General features: G+C 73.3%; 13 protein-coding genes. 4 read left to right on the top strand and 9 right to left on the bottom strand.

The genetic code is table 11. The features are described 5' to 3' along the window. The first annotated feature begins 32 nt into the window (after window positions 1–32). Window positions 33–1,358, top strand: a complete 1,326-nt coding sequence (dprE1, locus tag BJ982_RS36525) for an FAD-binding oxidoreductase (protein WP_184887760.1) — start codon at window positions 33–35, stop codon at window positions 1,356–1,358. A gap of 60 nt (window positions 1,359–1,418) precedes the next feature. Then, window positions 1,419–2,252, top strand: a complete 834-nt coding sequence (gene dprE2, locus BJ982_RS36520) for a decaprenylphospho-beta-D-erythro-pentofuranosid-2-ulose 2-reductase (protein WP_184889871.1) — start codon at window positions 1,419–1,421, stop codon at window positions 2,250–2,252. Here dprE2 and BJ982_RS36515 read toward each other — a convergent pair. From BJ982_RS36515 to BJ982_RS36485, 7 genes are all read right to left on the bottom strand, one after another. After that, window positions 2,229–5,090 (bottom strand): fumarate reductase/succinate dehydrogenase flavoprotein subunit, encoded by a 2,862-nt coding sequence (locus BJ982_RS36515; RefSeq protein ID WP_239122703.1) that lies wholly within the window; start codon window positions 5,088–5,090, stop codon window positions 2,229–2,231. The two genes, dprE2 and BJ982_RS36515, sit on opposite strands and share 24 nt — an antisense overlap. Further along, entirely contained in the window at window positions 5,087–5,845 is a 759-nt protein-coding gene (locus BJ982_RS36510) for an ABC transporter ATP-binding protein (RefSeq protein ID WP_239122704.1), read from the bottom strand. The genes BJ982_RS36515 and BJ982_RS36510 overlap by 4 nt, the downstream gene beginning before the upstream one ends. Then, on the bottom strand, window positions 5,842–6,687 hold the full coding sequence (locus BJ982_RS36505; RefSeq protein WP_184887758.1) for an ABC transporter permease: 846 nt from the start codon (window positions 6,685–6,687) through the stop codon (window positions 5,842–5,844). The genes BJ982_RS36510 and BJ982_RS36505 overlap by 4 nt, the downstream gene beginning before the upstream one ends. Next, the gene (locus BJ982_RS36500) at window positions 6,687–8,078 is read right to left on the bottom strand and encodes an ABC transporter substrate-binding protein (RefSeq protein ID WP_184887756.1); all 1,392 of its coding nucleotides are present in this window, start codon (window positions 8,076–8,078) and stop codon (window positions 6,687–6,689) included. Before BJ982_RS36500 ends, BJ982_RS36505 begins: the two co-directional genes overlap by 1 nt. 11 nt (window positions 8,079–8,089) lie before the next feature. Further along, on the bottom strand, window positions 8,090–8,317 hold the full coding sequence (locus BJ982_RS36495) for a 4Fe-4S dicluster domain-containing protein (protein WP_184607923.1): 228 nt from the start codon (window positions 8,315–8,317) through the stop codon (window positions 8,090–8,092). Between the two features lie 45 nt (window positions 8,318–8,362). Further along, the gene (locus tag BJ982_RS36490; protein WP_184887754.1) at window positions 8,363–9,133 is read right to left on the bottom strand and encodes a GntR family transcriptional regulator; all 771 of its coding nucleotides are present in this window, start codon (window positions 9,131–9,133) and stop codon (window positions 8,363–8,365) included. Window positions 9,134–9,342: 209 nt separating this feature from the next. After that, window positions 9,343–10,500 (bottom strand): S1 family peptidase, encoded by a 1,158-nt coding sequence (locus tag BJ982_RS36485; RefSeq protein ID WP_184887752.1) that lies wholly within the window; start codon window positions 10,498–10,500, stop codon window positions 9,343–9,345. Window positions 10,501–10,851: 351 nt separating this feature from the next. On the opposite strand from BJ982_RS36485, the gene BJ982_RS36480 reads away from it, so the two are divergent. Continuing rightward, window positions 10,852–11,385, top strand: coding sequence for a hypothetical protein (locus BJ982_RS36480; RefSeq protein WP_184887750.1), 534 nt, complete (start codon window positions 10,852–10,854; stop codon window positions 11,383–11,385). 93 nt (window positions 11,386–11,478) lie between these two features. Here the strand turns inward: BJ982_RS36480 and BJ982_RS36475 are convergent, their stop codons facing one another. Together BJ982_RS36475 and BJ982_RS36470 are read right to left on the bottom strand one after the other, a co-directional pair. Further along, a complete protein-coding gene (locus BJ982_RS36475) occupies window positions 11,479–12,831 on the bottom strand; it encodes a S1 family peptidase (protein ID WP_239122705.1) in 1,353 nt (450 codons plus the stop codon). A 224-nt stretch (window positions 12,832–13,055) separates the two neighbouring features. Continuing rightward, window positions 13,056–14,015 carry a LysR family transcriptional regulator gene (locus BJ982_RS36470; protein ID WP_184607918.1) on the bottom strand — a complete coding sequence of 320 codons (960 nt, stop codon included), beginning with the start codon at window positions 14,013–14,015 and terminating at the stop codon, window positions 13,056–13,058. A 298-nt stretch (window positions 14,016–14,313) separates the two neighbouring features. Between BJ982_RS36470 and BJ982_RS36465 the strand changes: the two genes are divergently transcribed. Continuing rightward, window positions 14,314–15,870, top strand: a complete 1,557-nt coding sequence (locus BJ982_RS36465) for an acyl-CoA synthetase (RefSeq protein WP_184887746.1) — start codon at window positions 14,314–14,316, stop codon at window positions 15,868–15,870. The last annotated feature ends 28 nt before the right edge of the window (window positions 15,871–15,898 follow it).

The raw sequence follows: 15,898 nt of genomic DNA, 5'->3' as shown, positions 1-15,898 counted from the left end.
GGGCCGGGCGTGGGCTAGGGTGAGGCATCGAGATGACCTTCCTGACCGGCTGGGGACGCACCGCGCCCACCCCCGCCACGCTCGTCGCGCCCCGCACCGTGGCCGAGCTCGCGGCCCTGGTCGCCGGGTCGCCGCCGCGCGGCCTCATCGCCCGCGGACTCGGCCGGGCCTACGGCGACGCCGCGCAGAACGCCGGCGGGCTCGTCGCCGACCTCACGCGGCTGGAGCCGCGCTGGTCGCTCGACCCCGCCACCGGCGTCGTCACCGCCTCCGGGGGGACGAGCCTGCACGACCTGATGACCGGCCTGGTGCCCAAGGGCTGGTTCGTCCCGGTCACGCCGGGAACCCGGCACGTCACCGTGGGCGGGGCCGTCGCCGCCGACGTGCACGGCAAGAACCACCACCTGGACTCCTCCTTCGGCGCCCACCTCCGCTCGCTCACGCTGCTCACGGCCGACGGGACGACCCGCGTGCTGACGCCGTCCGACGAGGCGTTCTGGGCCACCGTCGGCGGCATGGGCCTCACCGGCGTCGTCGTCGAGGCGAGCTTCGGCTGCGTGCCCATCGAGACCTCCCGGGTGGCCGTGGAGGTGACGCGCACCCGCGACCTGGACCACACGCTGGAGGTCATGGCCGCGACCGACGACGGCCACCGCTACACCGTGGCGTGGGTCGACCTGCTCACGCGCGGCGCGCGCATGGGACGCGGCGTGCTGACGCGCGGCGACCACGCCCGCCGTGACGAGATCCCCCACGCCGGGGACCCGCTGGCGTTCGCCCCGGCGGCCCGGGTGGCCGCCCCGCCGTGGGCGCCGGACGGGCTGCTCAACCAGGTCACCGTGCGCGCGTTCAACCAGGCCTGGTACGCCAAGGCCCGTGAGCGGCGCGTCATCCAGGACATCGCGCCGTTCTTCCATCCTCTGGACTTCATGGAGGGATGGAATCGGATGTACGGATCACGGGGGTTCGTCCAGTACCAGTTCGCCGTCCCGTTCGGCGCGGAGGGCACCCTGCGGCGGGTGGTGTCCCGGCTGTCGGCCGAGGGCGTGGTGTCGTTCGTCCCCGTGCTCAAGCGGTTCGGCCCGGGCACGCCGGGCATGCTCTCCTTCCCGCTGCCCGGCTGGACGCTCGCGCTGGACATCCCGGCCGGTCTGCCGGGGCTCGCGCGCCTGCTGCGCGTCTTCGACACGTGGGTGGCCGAGGCCGGGGGGCGTCTCTACCTGGCCAAGGACGCCCGCATGCGGGCCGAGCTGCTGCCCGTGATGTACCCGCGCCTCGCCGAATGGGCGAGGATACGACGGCGCCTGGACCCCGAGGGCGTGTTCCGCTCCGACCTCGCGAGGAGGCTCGGCCTGTGACGTGTGACCCGGCGAGGAGGCTCGGCCCGTGACGTGCGATCTGGCGAGGAGGCCGGACCGGTGAAGAACGCCCTCGGCTCCGTCGACACGGTGCTGCTGCTCGGCGGACGCAGCGAGATCGGCCTCGCGACGGCCGAGCTCCTGGTCCGCGCGGGCGCCCGCACGGTCGTCCTGGCGACCCGCCCCACTCCGGTCACGGCGTCGCGCCCCGCCGGCGCGGACGGGCCCGCGGCCGGCGCCGCCGACCGGGAAGGGGGCGGCGACGCGCACCACAACGGGCCCGTCGGGCGGCTCGCGCGGCTCGGGGCCGAGGTGCACGAGATCGACTTCGACGCCGCCCACCCCGAGACGCACGCCAAGGTGATCGACACCGCCGTGCGCCTGGCCGGCGACCTCGACGTCGTGATCGCCGCGTTCGGCGTGCTCGGCGACCAGGCCGCCTACGAGGACGACCCGGTGTCGGCGGCCGAGTCGATGGCCGTCAACCTCGGCGGCCACGTCTCCGCCGGCCTGTCGGTGGCCCGCCGGTTGCGCGAGCAGGGGCACGGCACGCTCGTCGTGCTCTCCTCGGTCGCGGGCGTGCGCGTGCGGCGGGCGAACTTCGTGTACGGCGCCGCGAAGGCGGGCCTGGACGGCTTCGCCCAAGGGCTCGGCGACGCCCTGCACGGCTCGGGCGCCCGCGTGATGGTGGTCCGGCCGGGGTTCGTCCGGGGCCGCATGACCAAGGGCCTCCCCGCCGCCCCGATGGCGACGACCCCGGCCGAGGTGGCCGTCGCGATCGTCCAGGGCCTGCGGGACGGTTCCCCCGTCGTGTGGGTGCCGCGCGGGCTCCGCCTGGTCTTCACGGCGATGCGCGTGCTGCCGCGCACGCTATGGCGCCGCCTGCCCCGCTAGCCGCGTGGTGTCGAGGGCGCGGCGGGCGTAGGCGCGCACGTCCGCGTCGGAGTCGGCCAGGGCGGGGCGCAGGGCGTCGGCGGCGTCGGGGTGGACGGCCACGAAACCGGACAGCGCGAGCACGGCCGCCTTGCGGACGTCGAGGTTCGGGTCGGCCAGGGCAGAGGCCAGCGGGCCGATCGCCACCTCGGCGGGCGCCGCCGACAGTCCCCGCGCCGCGCCCACGCGCACCTCCCAGCTCGCCTCGGCGGCCAGGCAGCGCACGGCGGTCCCGAGCAGCGGAGGAGGCGCGCCGACGCCCGCGGACGCCCCCAGGGCCGCCGCGCGGACGAGCGGCTCCGGATCCTCGGCCAGCGCGGCGAGCGCCGCCACCACCGGCGACCGAACGTCCCCACCATCGCCGACGTCCCTGCGAATGTCCCCGCCGAAGTCCTCGTCCGTCTCCTGCCCAGTGACCGCATCCGCATCCGTGGTCATCGTGCCGAGGGCTTTGGCGGCGGTGACGCGGACCTCTCGGGAGGGGTCGGCGGCGGCGCGGGCCACCGCCACGGCGTCGTCCAAGGAGACCAGCCCGCGGACGGCGGCGATGCGGACGCCGGGGTCGGGGTCGGCGAGCGCGGTCGCGAACACCTCCGAGCCGCCGAGCCGCAGGGCGCGCAGCGCCTCCAGGACGGCGGCGCGCGCCACAGGGTCGCCGGCCGTGGCGGCGCCGTGGAGCAGGCGTCCGAACTCGGAGGACGGAGGGAGGATCTCCAGAAGCTCCCTGAGCCCCGTGGCGGCGGCCCGGCGCACGGTGCCGTGGGCGTCGCCGAGCGCCTGGACCAGCGCCTCGCCGACGCCGTCCGGCGTGGTCTCGGTGAGCGTGACCACCGCGGCGCGCCGCACCTTGGGGTCGGGGTCGGACAGGTACGGGGCCAGGCGGGACAGCGGCGGCTGCTCCTCGGCCAGCCGCACGAGTTCGAGGATGCGCGGGGAGCGCCCGATGGTCTCGACGGCCGGCCGCCGCGCCGCCGCGGTCCGCCCGCGCGGGTTCCCCGGCCCGCCGGCGTCGTGCGCGGGCCCGGCGCCGTCCGGCGCGGCCGGCGTCCCGGCGGGGGAGGGGTCGTGGGGGCCGAGCTCGACCGGTGCGGTGGCGCGGGGCGTGAAGCCTTCCACGGGCACCAGGTACGGCTCCACGGGCCGCTTGACGAAGGACATGCGGCCGGAGGCGTCCTTGCGCAGGTTCAGGTGGTAGAGCCAGCGCTCGTCGTCGCGCCCGGGCACGTCGGCGCGGTCGTGGTAGAGGCCCCAGCGGCTCTCGTCGCGCACCAGCGAGGCGCGCGCCGCCATCTCGGCGCAGTCGCGGATGAAGTCCACCTCCACGCAGCGCATCAGCTCGTGCGGGGTCCGCGCGCCCATCGCCGCGATCTCGCCGCGCATGCGCTCGAACGTCTCCAGTGCGATCCGCAGCTTGGCGCCGGACTTCGGCGGGGCCACGTAGTCGTTGACGAACCGGCGCAGCTTGTACTCCACCTGCGGCTGCGGCGGCCCGCCGGGGTTGCGCAGCGGCCGGTAGACCAGCGCGTGGGCGTCGGCGATCTGGTCCTCGGGCAGCGACCCCGGCGGGACGAAGGCCTGGCTGGCGTGGGCTCCGGCCAGGTCGCCGAAGACGAACGCCCCGATCATGTAGTTGTGCGGCACGCAGGCCAGGTCCCCGGCCGCGTACAGGCCGGGCACGGTGGTGGCGCCGTTCTCGTCCACCCACACGCCGGACGCCGAGTGCCCGCCGCACAGCCCGATCTCGGAGATGTGCATCTCGACGTCGTGGGTGCGGTAGTCGTGCCCGCGCCCGGCGTGGAAGGTGCCCCGCGTCGGGCGCTCGGTGGTGTGCAGGATGTCCTCCAGCGCCGTGATCGTCTCGCCGGGCAGGTGGCTGAGCTTGAGGTAGATGGGCCCGCGCGCGGACCCGATCTCCTTGGCGACCTCGGCCATCATCTGGCCCGACCAGTAGTCGCAGTCGACGAACCGCTCGCCCTGGTTGTTCACCTGGTAGCCGCCGAACGGGTTGGCCACGTAGGCGCACGCGGGCCCGTTGTAGTCCTTGATCAGCGGGTTGATCTGGAAGCACTCGATGCCGCTGAGCTCGGCTCCGGCGTGGTAGGCCATGGCGTGGCCGTCCCCGGCGTTGGTGGGGTTCTCGTAGGTGCCGTACAGGTAGCCGCTGGCGGGCAGGCCGAGGCGTCCGCCGGCCCCGGTGGCGAGGATGACCGCGCCCGCCGACACCGTGACGAACCGCCCGGAACGGGTGTCGAACCCGGCGACCCCCACCGCGCGGCCGTCCCGGACGAGCACGCGGACCGGCATGACGCGGTTCTCGACGCGGACGCGCTCGCGGATCTCGCGGCGCCGCAGCACGCGGTAGAGCACCTTCTTGACGTCCTTGCCCTCCGGCATGGGCAGCACGTAGCTGCCGGACCGGTGCACGCGGCGCACGTTGTACTCGCCGTGCTCGTCCTTCTCGAACTTGACGCCGTAGCGCTCCAGCCGCCGCACCATCTCGTACCCGCGGGTGGCCGTCTGGTGGACGGTGCGCTGGTTGACCACGCCGTCGTTGGCCCGGGTGATCTCGGCGACGTAGTCCTCGGGGGTGGCCCTGCCGGGGATGACGGCGTTGTTGACGCCGTCCATGCCCATGGCGAGCGCGCCGCTGTGCCGGACGTGCGCCTTCTCCAGCAGGATCACGTCGGCGCCGCGCTCGGCGGCGGTGATGGCGGCCATCGTCCCCGCGGTGCCGCCGCCCACGACCAGGACCTCGCAGGAGAGGCGCAGCCGGTCGTCCAGGGACGGGATCTCCATCATGAAAGCTCCTGCAGTTCGGCGAGGATTCTGCCCCGCAGCGCGGCGCCGGCCCCGGGGGCGCGGTCGTTGTCGTGGACGGCGTGCACCCCGCCCCGGCCGAGCACGGCGACGCGGTCGGCGAGTAGCAGCGCCTCCTCCACGTCGTGGGTGACGAAGACGACGGTGGCGGGCGCGTCCTCCAGCACCTGGGCGAGCAGGCGCTGCATCACGCCGCGCGTCTGGGCGTCCAGGGCGCCGAACGGCTCGTCCATGAGGACGGCGCGGGGAGCGCCCGCCAGGGAGCGGGCGAGCTGGACACGCTGGCGCATCCCGCCGGACAGCTCGCGGGGGAGGCGGTCCTCCCAGCCCGCGAGCCCCACGCGCTCGATCCAGTCCTGGGCGGCGGCGCGCCGCGCGGTCCTCGGCACGCCGCGGATGTCCAGCGGCAGCTCGACGTTGCCGCGCACGGTGCGCCAGGGCAGCAGGGCGTCCTCCTGGAAGACCATGGCGCGGTCGGGTCCCGGGCCGGTGACGGGCACACCGTCGGCGGTCACCGTGCCGCTGTCCGGCGCGAGCAGCCCGGCCACGGCGCGCAGGATCGTGGACTTGCCGGAACCGGACGGCCCCACGACCACCAGCACCTCGCCGGGCCGTGCCTCCAGGTCCACCTCGCCCAGCACCCGCCGCCCGCCGTACCCCAGCGACACGCCGGTGAGGCGCACGCCCATGCCGGTCCTGGCCGGCGCCGCCCGCCTGGCGGCGGTGCCGGAGGTCACGAGGAACCCTCGGCGCGCGGCAGCCACCGGGTGAGCCGCCGCCCGAGCAGCTCGACGCCGGCCGAGGTCAGCCAGCCGAGCAGGCCGATGGTCGCCATGCCGACGATCACCCCCGGGTAGTCGACGACCGTGTACGCCTGCCAGGTCCGGTAGCCGACGCCGAACTCGCCGGAGATCATCTCCGCGGAGATCACGCAGATCCAGGCCACGCCCATGCCGACCGACAGCCCGCCGAAGACGCCGGGCAGCACGCCCGGCAGGATCACGTTCACCAGCACGCGCCGCCGCCCGCCGCCCATGGTGCGCACCGCGTCCTCCCACAGGGTGGGCAGCGCCCGCACGGCGTGGCGGGTGCTCACCATGACGGGGAAGAAGGCGGCGGCGAACGTGATGAACACGATGCCCTGCTCGTCGCGCGGGAAGACGAGGATCGCGATGGGGACCAGCGCGATCGCCGGGATCGGCCGCGCGACCTCCAGCAGCGGCAGCAGCACGTCGCCGGCACGCGGCGAGCGGGCCACGAGGACGCCCACCGCGACGCCGAGCACGGCCGCGAGCGTGAACCCGCTGAGGATGCGGATCACGCTCTGCGCCAGGTCGAGGTAGTAGCCGGACTCCGACAGCCGCCGCCCGAACGTGCCCGCGACCTCCGAGGGCGAGGGCAGCCGGTCGAAGCGCAACCAGAGCCGCACGTCCGCGGCGGTCAGGAACTGCCACAGCGCCGCGGCGGCTGCGAGGGACGCGACCCTGACGAGCCGGCTCCGCCGTCCCGCCCGGCGGGCCTTGGCGGGCGGCGCCTGCCGCGCCCGGGCGAGCGGGCCGGGCGCCGTGCCGACCGGCATCACGCCTCCTTCAGCGCGGTGCGGAAGTCCACGACCCGCGCCCCGTCGTGCCGGGACACGTACTCCCCGGCCCCGGCCGCGGTGGTGAAGGGCAGGAACCGGGCGGTGGCGTCCCTGGCGGGGTCGCGCACCCAGACCGCCTTGTCGGCGAACCAGCGGGTGCCCGTGGCCGCGTCGGGGACGTAGGCGGCGCGGTAGGTCCCGCCGAGGGCGCGGATCTGCCGCAGCAGGCAGGTGGGGGTCGCGGCGGGCCGGGTCGCCGTCCCCGAGACCCACAGCTCGCCCGCCGTGCCCGCGTCGTTCACCGGCACGCCACACGCCGAGTCGGCGCCGGTGATCCGCGCCGGGTTCGCGGTGGCGGCCACGTCGGCGCCGTACGAGGGGCCGTACGCGGCGCGCAGGAACGAGTCGTCGGCGAAGCGCGACACCTCGACGGGCTTGAAGTCGCCGCCGATGGACGCCAGGTAGGGCACGTCGTTCCGCAGCGCCTCGACCAGCCGGGGCTTGAGCGTGACGTCGAACGTCGCGATGCCGTTCGGGCCGTTGTAGAGGTAGACCACCTCGGCGGGCAGCCCGGTCGCCTTCGCCACGGTCTGCGCGGCCTCCAGCGGGTGCTCGTGCAGGTACCGGGTCGCGTCGATCTGCGCGCCGAGGAACGCCCGCACGACCTCGGGCCGCTCCCCGGCGTACGCCCTGCGCACGACGACGCCGTGGAAGGTCGGCACCCCGAGCGCGGACCCGTCGTACAGCAGGCGCGCCTGCCCCTTGAAGACCAGCAGCCCCGGCCAGGCCACGAACTGCGCGTACGCCGCGACGTCCCCCGCCTGCAGGGCCGAGGCCCCCACCGGCGGCTGCTGGTTCACGGTCTCGACGCCGTCGATCCCCGCCCGCCGCAGCGCCTGGACGAGCGTGCCGTGCCCCGCCGAGCCGACGCTCGCCGAGACCTTGCCGCCCTTCAGGTCGGCCAGCGTCGTGGCGCGCGAGCCGGGCGCGACGACGACCATGTTGAGGCCGCCGCGCAGGTTGTACCCGGTGACCGACACCAGCGCGGTGCGCGCGGGCTCGGCGGACTGCGTGCGCGAGGCGTTGATCAGCAGCGGGTAGTCGCCCATCGAGCCGATGTCGATCTTCCCGGCGACCATCTTGGCGGTGATCGGCGCGCCGGTGTCGTGGTCCTGCCACTCGACCCGGTACTTCGGGCCGAGCCGCCGCTCCAGGTAGCCGAGCGACCGCAGCAGCGTGCCCGCGGTCACGGTGTTGATGGTCTTCGACTGATAGCCGACGACCACGGTGATCTTGTCGCTGGAGGAGGCGTTCCCCGCGACCGAGCAGCCTGGCAGGAACGCGACCGCCGCCAGGGCGGCCGCGGCGGCGCGGATCCTCGCGCGCATCGTGTGCCCTCTCACCGCAGCAGATAGGGGATGTTGACGGTGACGGCGTCGACCGGGCACCGGTCGGCGCACGGCCCGCAGTACCAGCACTCGTCCACGTGCATGTACGCCTTTCCGCTCACCTCGTGGATGGCCAGGGAGTCCAGCGGGCAGACGTCCACGCAGAGCGTGCAGCCGTCGATGCACAGCGCCTCGTTGATCGTCACCGGCACGTCGAGCCGGGTGTTCGCCAGGGTCATCGATGCTCCTCGCAGGGGTTCTCCGGTCGCAGGGGGGTTCTCCGGTCACGCCTCGCCGGCGGACCGCGTCAGATGGCCGCGCATGGTGAGCCGGTCGCCGCGGAAGCGGATGAACTCCAGGTCCACCGGCCGCCCGTCCGCCAGGTGCGCGAGCCGCTCGACCATGAGCAGCGCGGCCCCCCTGGCCGCGTCCAGCACGGCGGCGGTGTGGGCGTCGGCGTTGACGGCCTCGACCGTGAGCTCGGCCATGCCCAGGGGCTGTCCGGCGATCCGCTCCAGCAGCACGAAGATGTCGTTGTGCGCCAGGTCGGCCTCGAACAGCGGCTCGCCGACCTCGCGCACCAGGTAGGTCAGGTCGAGGGACAGGGGCACCCCGTTCAGCCGCCGCACGCGCTCGACGTAGACGACCGGTTCGCCTCCGGGGATCTCCAGGCGGGCGCTGACCGCCGCGGGCGGGCGGATCAGCCCCATCGTCCGCACCTCGTTGGTCACCTCGCCGTGCTCGCGCAGGGTCTCGGCCAGGCCGAGCAGCCGGTGCAGCCCGTGCGGGTACTTCTCGGCCGCCACGCGCGTGCCGACGCCGGGGCAGCGGTCGATCAGCCCTTCCTCGCGCAGCAGGTCCAGGGCCTCGCGGATGGTGTTGCGCGAGGTGCCGAACTCGCGGGCGAGGGCCGCTTCCAGCGGCAGGTGGCCGCCGTCGTAGTGGCGGTGGGTGATCTGGCGGCGGAGCAGGTCGGCGATCTGCCTGGCCCGGTCGGCGCGGCGTCGCGCGGCGTCGGTCAGCACGGGGACGTCCCGCGCCCGGCTCGCTTCCATGGCGTCTCCGTCCGTCTCGGCGTCTGCGCACCTAATCCTATCTAGCAGGTAGGAAAAGGTGGATAACGCGGAGATTGCGCCACTCGGGGCGCGGACGGGAGCGCTGCGACCTGCGGGTTCCGTGGCGGTCGCCGGAGAACCGCCACCCGGGAACGACGAAGGCGCCGCCGCCCTGGGGGGAGGGGCGGCGGCGCCTTGGCTGGTGCGCGCTAGCTCGTGACGAGGGTCAGGCCGTAGACCGAGAGGATCTCGTTGACCGGCTGGAAGAAGGTCGTGCCGCCGGAGGAGCAGTTGCCCGATCCGCCGGAGGTCACGCCCTGCGCCTGGCTGCCGGAGATGAACGAGCCGCCGGAGTCGCCGGGCTCGGCGCACACGTTGGTGCGGGTGACCTCGCGCACGGTGCCCTGCGAGTAGGTCACGCTGGTGTTGCGCTGCTGGACGGTGCCGCACCGCCAGCCGGTGGTCGAGCCGGACCGGCAGATCGAGGCGCCCTCGACGGCCACCGTGGAGCCGCGGACGGCGACGTTGGCGCCGCCGCTGCCCTTGACGACGCCGGCCGGGGTCCAGTTGCTGTTCACCGACACCCAGGAGTAGTCGTTGCCGGGGAACGAGGAGCCCTGGAAGGAGCCCTGCGCGACCCTGTTGTACCCGGAGGTCGTCTGGCCCGCCCTGCCGCAGTGACCGGCGGAGACGAAGCCCGGCGTGGTGCCGCGCCGCACCGAGAAGCCGATCGAGCAGCGGCTGCCGCTGCCGATGTAGTAGGCGTCGCCGCCGCGCAGGTCGTAGTACGTCCGCGGGGCCTCGCCCGACCGCTCGACGCGGACGGCGGCCTTGTCGGCGCCGCTGGCCGCGATGAACGCCTCGGCCTCGGCGGGCTGGGACGACTGGACGACGACGCTGTTGGTGCGCGCGTCGACGAACCAGACGGGGGTGGACTTCGGCGCCTTGGCGGCGGCGTTGTCCAGGGCGTCCTTGACGGCGTTGAGCTGGGCGAGGCTGCGCTCGACGACCACGGCCTGGACGCCGGTGCCGGACACCTTGGACGCCGCGGCGGCGTCGGTGGTGGCGACGGTGAGCGTGGCGGAGGTGGGCCCGCTGAGCCAGGAGCCGGCGAAGCCGCCGCCGAGGCTCTCCCGGACCTTGGCCTCGGTGCCGGTGAGGCGCGCCTCGTTGAGCAGGCGGGACTCGGCCTGCTCCTTGGTGATGCCGAGGTCGCGGCTCATCGCGTCCACCATGGTCGGCGCGGGCTGCGACGGGGCCGAGCCGGCCGCCAGCGGGTCGCGGTCGGCGAGCGCCGGGGTGGCCAGGATGGTGAGAGTGCTGATCGCCAAGGCGCATCCGGCGGTGACGGTGCGTCTACGAAGCATGGGCTCTCCTCATGTTCGGGGGGTGCCGTCACCGTAACCGGCGGCGCGCAGGACGCGGAGCTATCGTTTCGCCCATATCATCGAGTTATGACCAGCCTAATTACTATCTGTCGGACATATCGGTCGGAGGCATATATATCTCCCTGACGCCAGGGGCTTCGGGTTTACGCGACCGGAACCCGCCGGGGTCGCAGAATTTTGATCCGCGAATGTGAAATGGATGGGCCTATGTCGCGAATATGGGCGTTGCCTGGGCGATGAAGGGGCGGGCAGAATGTGTCACCGTGTTTCGCCACTTCATGGCGAAATGGACATCCTCTCGCATTCCCTCTCCTCCGATTTGGAGTTGAAATGTCAGGATTCACGCCCCGCTGGCGCCAGGTCGTGGCCGTGCTGGTCACGGCCCTCTCCGGCGCCTCCGTCGCGGTTCTGCCGCCCATATCGGCCTCGGCCGCGGCGTCCTCCCCGGAGCCCCGGCCCGCCGTGCCCGTCTCGGTGCTCAAGCCCGGCGCCAAGGCCGCCGAGCTCGTTTACTACGGCACCAGAATCACCAACACCCGCCCCGCCCGTCCGAAGACCGGCGACTCGTGGGTCGGCTATTTCACGCTCCACGACGTGCGGAAGAATCGCGTCGGCGACGGAAGCACCCGTTGTTCCGCCGCCGCCGTGACCCAGCATGGTGTCATCGCGCAGTGCAGCCGCGTATTGCGCACCCGCGGCGGCCAGGTCGTCCTGCTCGGCATGGACGACCGCTCCGGCGGGCCGCCGTGGAACACCACCGCCGCGATCGTCGGCGGCACCGGCCGGTTCGCCGGCGTGGTCGGCTCGGCCCAGGTCGCGATCGCCGACCGGCACCTCGTCTTCAAGCTCCAGACCGTGGGCTGAGCGCCGGAAGGGCGCGGCGCCGCCGTCCAGGGCCGGACGGCGGCGCCGCTCACTGTCGTGCGTTGCTCTTCCCGGCCTGGGCCGGGCCGAGCCTTACGGCTTGGTCAGGCCCAGGGTGTAGGCGCCGGAGCCGCTGTAGGCGTGGACGCGCACCCGGTAGGTGCCCGCCGTGCCGGTGTAGCTGACGGTCTCGTCGGGGTTGGGCGTGGTGCCGCTCGCGACGTCGGTCCAGGTGGAGCCGTTGAGCTTCTGCAGGTAGATGTCGTAGTCCGTGCCGGAGGGGCCGTCGAGGCAGAGACGGTGCACGCCGGCGTTGGCGGTGTAGGAGCCGCCGCTCGGCTGGTACTGGCTCTGGTTGCTCGTCAGCGTGCCGGACAGCTTCTGCTGGTAGCCGGTGCAGCCCGTCGGGTCGGGTCCGCCGCCGGTGGTCTTCAGCGTCAGGCCATAGGTCGAGAGGATCTCGTTGACCGGCTGGAAGTAGGTCGTGCCGCCGGAGGAGCAGTTGCCCGATCCGCCGGAGGTCACGCCCTGCGCCTGGCTGCCGGAGATGAACGAGCCGCCGGAGTCGCCGGGCTCGGCGCAGACGCTGGTGCGGGTCACCTCGTAGATGGTGCCCTGCGAGTAGGTCACGCTGCTGTTGCGCTGCTGGACGGTGCCGCAGTGCCAGCCGGTGGTCGAGCCGGACCGGCAGACCGAGGCGCCTTCCACGGCGACGGTGGAGCCGGCGACCTGGATGTTGGCGCCGTTCTGGATGACCCACGGCTGCGGGGTCCAGTTGCTGTTCGTCGCGACCCAGGCGTAGTCGTTGCCCGGGAACGAGGAGCCCTGGAAGCTGCCCTGCGCGACCCGGTTGAAGCCGGTGGTGGAGGCGCCGGTGGAGCCGCAGTGGCCGGCGGTGGCGAAGCCGCCCTGGGTGCCCCGGGTGACCGGGAAGCCGATGGAGCAGCGGCTGCCGCTGCCGATGTAGTACGCCTCGCCGCCGCGCAGGTCGTAGTACGTCCGCGGCGCCTCGTCGGAGACCTCGACGCGGACGGCGCTCCTGTCGGCGCCGCTGGCCGCGATGAACCCCTCGGCGTCCGCGACCTGGGGGGTCCTGACGACGACGGCGTTGGTGCGCACGTCGACGTACCAGACCGGGGTGGACTTCGTGGAGGTCTTCCTGCTGGCCTGGTCGAGGGCGTCCTTGGCGGCGTTCAGGGACGCCAGGCTGTGCCGGACGACCTTGGCCTGGACGCCCGCGCCCGACACCGACGACGTCGAGGCCGAATCGCTGGTGGCGACCGTCAGCGTGGAGGAGGTCGGGCCGCTGAGCCAGGAGCCGGCGTAACGGCTGCCGAGCTGCTTGCGGATCCGGGCCTCGACGTTCGTCAGGCGTGACTCGTTGATCAGGCGGGATTCGGCCTGCTCGGCGGTGAGACCCAGGTCACGCTGAAGGGCCTGGATCATACCCGCCGGGGGCTTGGCTGTGGAGTTTGCGGACTGGCCCGAAAATTCGGGTTCTGCACTGGCCGGAGAAGCGAGAAATGCCAGCACGCCAGCGGTGACGGCGCACGCTGCCGTGATCGCGCGGCTACGGAGCATGAGTACTCCCTGGTGTTTGGGGGATGCGCCGCCACCGTAGCCCGCGAACCCGTTGCGAGCGGAACTATCGTTTCGGTCCTATCGCCGCATTATGGAACCGTCCCAAAATGGGGATTTCGTACCAACCATTCGGCGTACGGCGCGCTGCGCCTGATGGCGTCGTCGTGGGCGTCCCGCGCGTGGTGCGCGATGGCCCGCGCGGCCCGGGCGGCGAGCGAGTCGGAGTGCCAGCCGAGAAGATGCCTCCAGCGCAGCGGCGCCCCCACGAGCGGGATCATGACCAGGCCCGCCGTCAGCTCGAACGTCGCCTGGCAGAGCACCGCGGCCTTGCCCACCTTCGCCAGGTGGAGGCAGGTAGCCACGTCCGTCTCGTACACCGTCTTGGGGACGAAGCCGGCCCGCGCGCAGGCGCCCGCGAAGCAGTCGGCGAAGCAGCCGTCCCCGGGGGCCACGGCCCATCCCTCGTCGGCGAGGCTCGCCAGCTCCAGCTCCTTCTCTCCGGCGAGGGGGTGCCGCTCGCTGAGCAGGGCGAAGACGGGGTCGGTTCCCACCACGCTCCAGATCATGGCCTCGGCCGAGGGAGGCGGGGTGTCGCCGCAGGTGCCGATGAGCGCGAAGTCCAGCCGCCCGGCGCTGACGAGCGAGGTCAGCTCCCGCGCCGACCAGGACGTGCTCGTGCTGACGGGGGTGTTGGGATGCGCGGCGGTGAGGCGTTCCACCAGGCCGCCGAGGATCGGGCCATGGGTGGCGCCTATCCGGAAGCCGGGGATTCCCTCGTAGCTGTTGGCGAACCGCACCGCCTCTTCCTGAAGTTCCCGTACGGCGGGCAGCAGGACGCGTGCCCGGGTGAGGACCAGTTGACCGAGGGGGGTGGGGCGCGCGCCGTTCCGGTCGCGCTCGAAGAGAGCGCCGCCGAGTGTGCGTTCGATGCGTTTCAGCTGCGCGGTTAGTGACGGCTGGGCCAGACCTAACTGGGTGGCCGCCTTGGTGACGCTCCCGGCCTCAGCGACCGCGCGCACGATCTTGAGGTGTCGGAGCTCCAGATCCATACCGGAAACGTACGACCACCGCGATATGGTCGCAATACCGCCTTGTCATGAAAATTTACAGTTATGTGTCGGGTAACGCCGAAGTCATTCTCCACAGCAGCCCCTTCCGTGCGCATCCATCCCAGGTGAACGGACTGTTCCGGCCACATCGCCCAAGCGCTCCCGCGGCCGGGACCGGAACGAAGTCCCGCCGCAGATCCTCCCGTCCTGTCAGGTCCGGGGCGGGGGAGCAGCGACCGGTTCGCCGCGGCCGATCCGGGGGAGGTCCCCGGCATCGACGCCGGACCAGGGAGGCCCGATGGGATCGCTCGGCTTCTGGAGGCTCGCGGAGGCGGACCCGGGGTGGATCGCGGCGGTCGACCCCGACGGCACGGAGCACACCGCCGGCGACCTGCTCACCCGCGCCGACCGGCTCGTCCACGCGCTGCGCGCCCTCGGGCTGAGGACGGGGGACGGCTTCTGCGGGCTCGTGCCGAACGGCGCCGACGGCCTCACGCTCTACCTCGCGGCCCTGCGGGCGGGCTGGTACTACACGCCGGTCAACTGGCACCTCACCGGACCCGAGATCGCCCACATCGTCGCCGACAGCGAGGCCAAGGCCCTCTTCGTCCACGAGCGGTACGCCGCCGAGGGCGCGCGCGGTGGCGAGCCCATCGCCCCGGACCGGCGGTTCTCGTTCGGCGCCGCCCCGGAATTCCGCCCGGTCGCGGAGCTGACCGGCCGGCATCCCGGCACCCCGCCGTCCGGGCGCACCGCCGGGGCCACCATGCACTACACCTCCGGCACGACGGGCAGGCCCAAGGGCGTCAGGCGGCCCCTGAGCGGCCTCGACCCCGACGACGCGGCGGAGATGACGACGGCGCTGCTCACGATGTTCGGCGTCACCCCCGGAAGGCCGAACGTCCACCTGGTCACCTCGCCCGCCTACCACACCGCGGTCACGCTGTTCAGCGGCACGGCCCTGCACATGGGCCACACCCTCGTCTACATGGACAAATGGAACGCCGAGGAGATGCTGCGGCTCTGCGCGGCGTACCGGGTGACCAGCTCCCACATGGTGCCCACGCACTTCAAGCACCTGCTGTCGCTGCCCGAGAAGGTCAGGCACGCCCACGACCTGTCCTCGGTGCGGTGGATCATCCACGCGGCGGCGCCCTGCCCCGTCCCGGTCAAGCGGGCCATGCTCGACTGGTGGGGCGACCGCGTGTACGAGTACTACGCGGCGACCGAGGGCGGCGGCGCGATCGCCACGCCCGAGGACTGGAGGAAGCACCCCGGCACGGTCGGCAAGGCGTGGCCGTCCGGCGCGCTGCTGGTCGTGGACGACGAGGGCCGCCCGGTCCCCCCGGGCGCCCACGGCACCGTCTACATGAAGCTCGGCCGGGGCGGCTTCGCCTACAAGGGCGACCCCGTCAAGACCCGCGAGAACCGGCTGGCCAGGGAGGACGGCGAGTACTTCACGGTCGGCGACGTCGGCCACCTGGACGAGGACGGCTTCCTGTTCCTCCACGACCGCAAGGCCGACGTGATCATCTCGGGCGGGGCCAACATCTACCCCGCCGAGATCGAGAACGAGCTGATGGTCCACCCCAAGGTGGCCGACGTCGCCGTCTTCGGCGTCCCGGACGAGGAGTGGGGCGAGCGGGTCAAAGCCGTCGTCGAACCCCTGCCCGGCGCCGAGCCCGGCCCGGAACTCGCCGCCGAGCTCCTGCGGTCCCTTGAGGGCCGCGTCGCCAGGATGAAGTGGCCGCGCTCCGTCGACTTCATCGACGAGATGCCGCGCGACCCGAGCGGCAAGCTGCTCAAGCGCAAGCTGCGCGACCCGTACTGGGCGGGCCGTGACCGTGCCATCTGACCCGGCGCCGGCCCGCCCGGCACGGAGA

It is taken from the genome of Sphaerisporangium siamense, from assembly GCF_014205275.1.
GTDB lineage: Bacteria > Actinomycetota > Actinomycetes > Streptosporangiales > Streptosporangiaceae > Sphaerisporangium > Sphaerisporangium siamense.
Note: the sequence above shows the minus strand (reverse complement) of the source record. Positions and strands in the feature narration are given on the sequence as shown.

Excerpts from the sequence above, each read along its gene's own strand:
- BJ982_RS36505 (WP_184887758.1), bottom strand. The coding sequence starts at position 6,687 with ATGCCGGTCGGCACGGCGCCCGGCCCGCTCGCCCGGGCGCGGCAGGCG.
- BJ982_RS36480 (WP_184887750.1), top strand. The coding sequence starts at position 10,852 with ATGTCAGGATTCACGCCCCGCTGGCGCCAGGTCGTGGCCGTGCTGGTC.
- BJ982_RS36470 (WP_184607918.1), bottom strand. The coding sequence starts at position 14,015 with ATGGATCTGGAGCTCCGACACCTCAAGATCGTGCGCGCGGTCGCTGAG.
- BJ982_RS36515 (WP_239122703.1), bottom strand. The coding sequence starts at position 5,090 with ATGATGGAGATCCCGTCCCTGGACGACCGGCTGCGCCTCTCCTGCGAG.
- BJ982_RS36465 (WP_184887746.1), top strand. The coding sequence starts at position 14,314 with ATGGGATCGCTCGGCTTCTGGAGGCTCGCGGAGGCGGACCCGGGGTGG.
- BJ982_RS36500 (WP_184887756.1), bottom strand. The coding sequence starts at position 8,078 with ATGCGCGCGAGGATCCGCGCCGCCGCGGCCGCCCTGGCGGCGGTCGCG.
- dprE1 (WP_184887760.1), top strand. The coding sequence starts at position 33 with ATGACCTTCCTGACCGGCTGGGGACGCACCGCGCCCACCCCCGCCACG.
- BJ982_RS36485 (WP_184887752.1), bottom strand. The coding sequence starts at position 10,500 with ATGCTTCGTAGACGCACCGTCACCGCCGGATGCGCCTTGGCGATCAGC.
- BJ982_RS36490 (WP_184887754.1), bottom strand. The coding sequence starts at position 9,133 with ATGGAAGCGAGCCGGGCGCGGGACGTCCCCGTGCTGACCGACGCCGCG.
- BJ982_RS36475 (WP_239122705.1), bottom strand. The coding sequence starts at position 12,831 with ATGATCCAGGCCCTTCAGCGTGACCTGGGTCTCACCGCCGAGCAGGCC.
- BJ982_RS36495 (WP_184607923.1), bottom strand. The coding sequence starts at position 8,317 with ATGACCCTGGCGAACACCCGGCTCGACGTGCCGGTGACGATCAACGAG.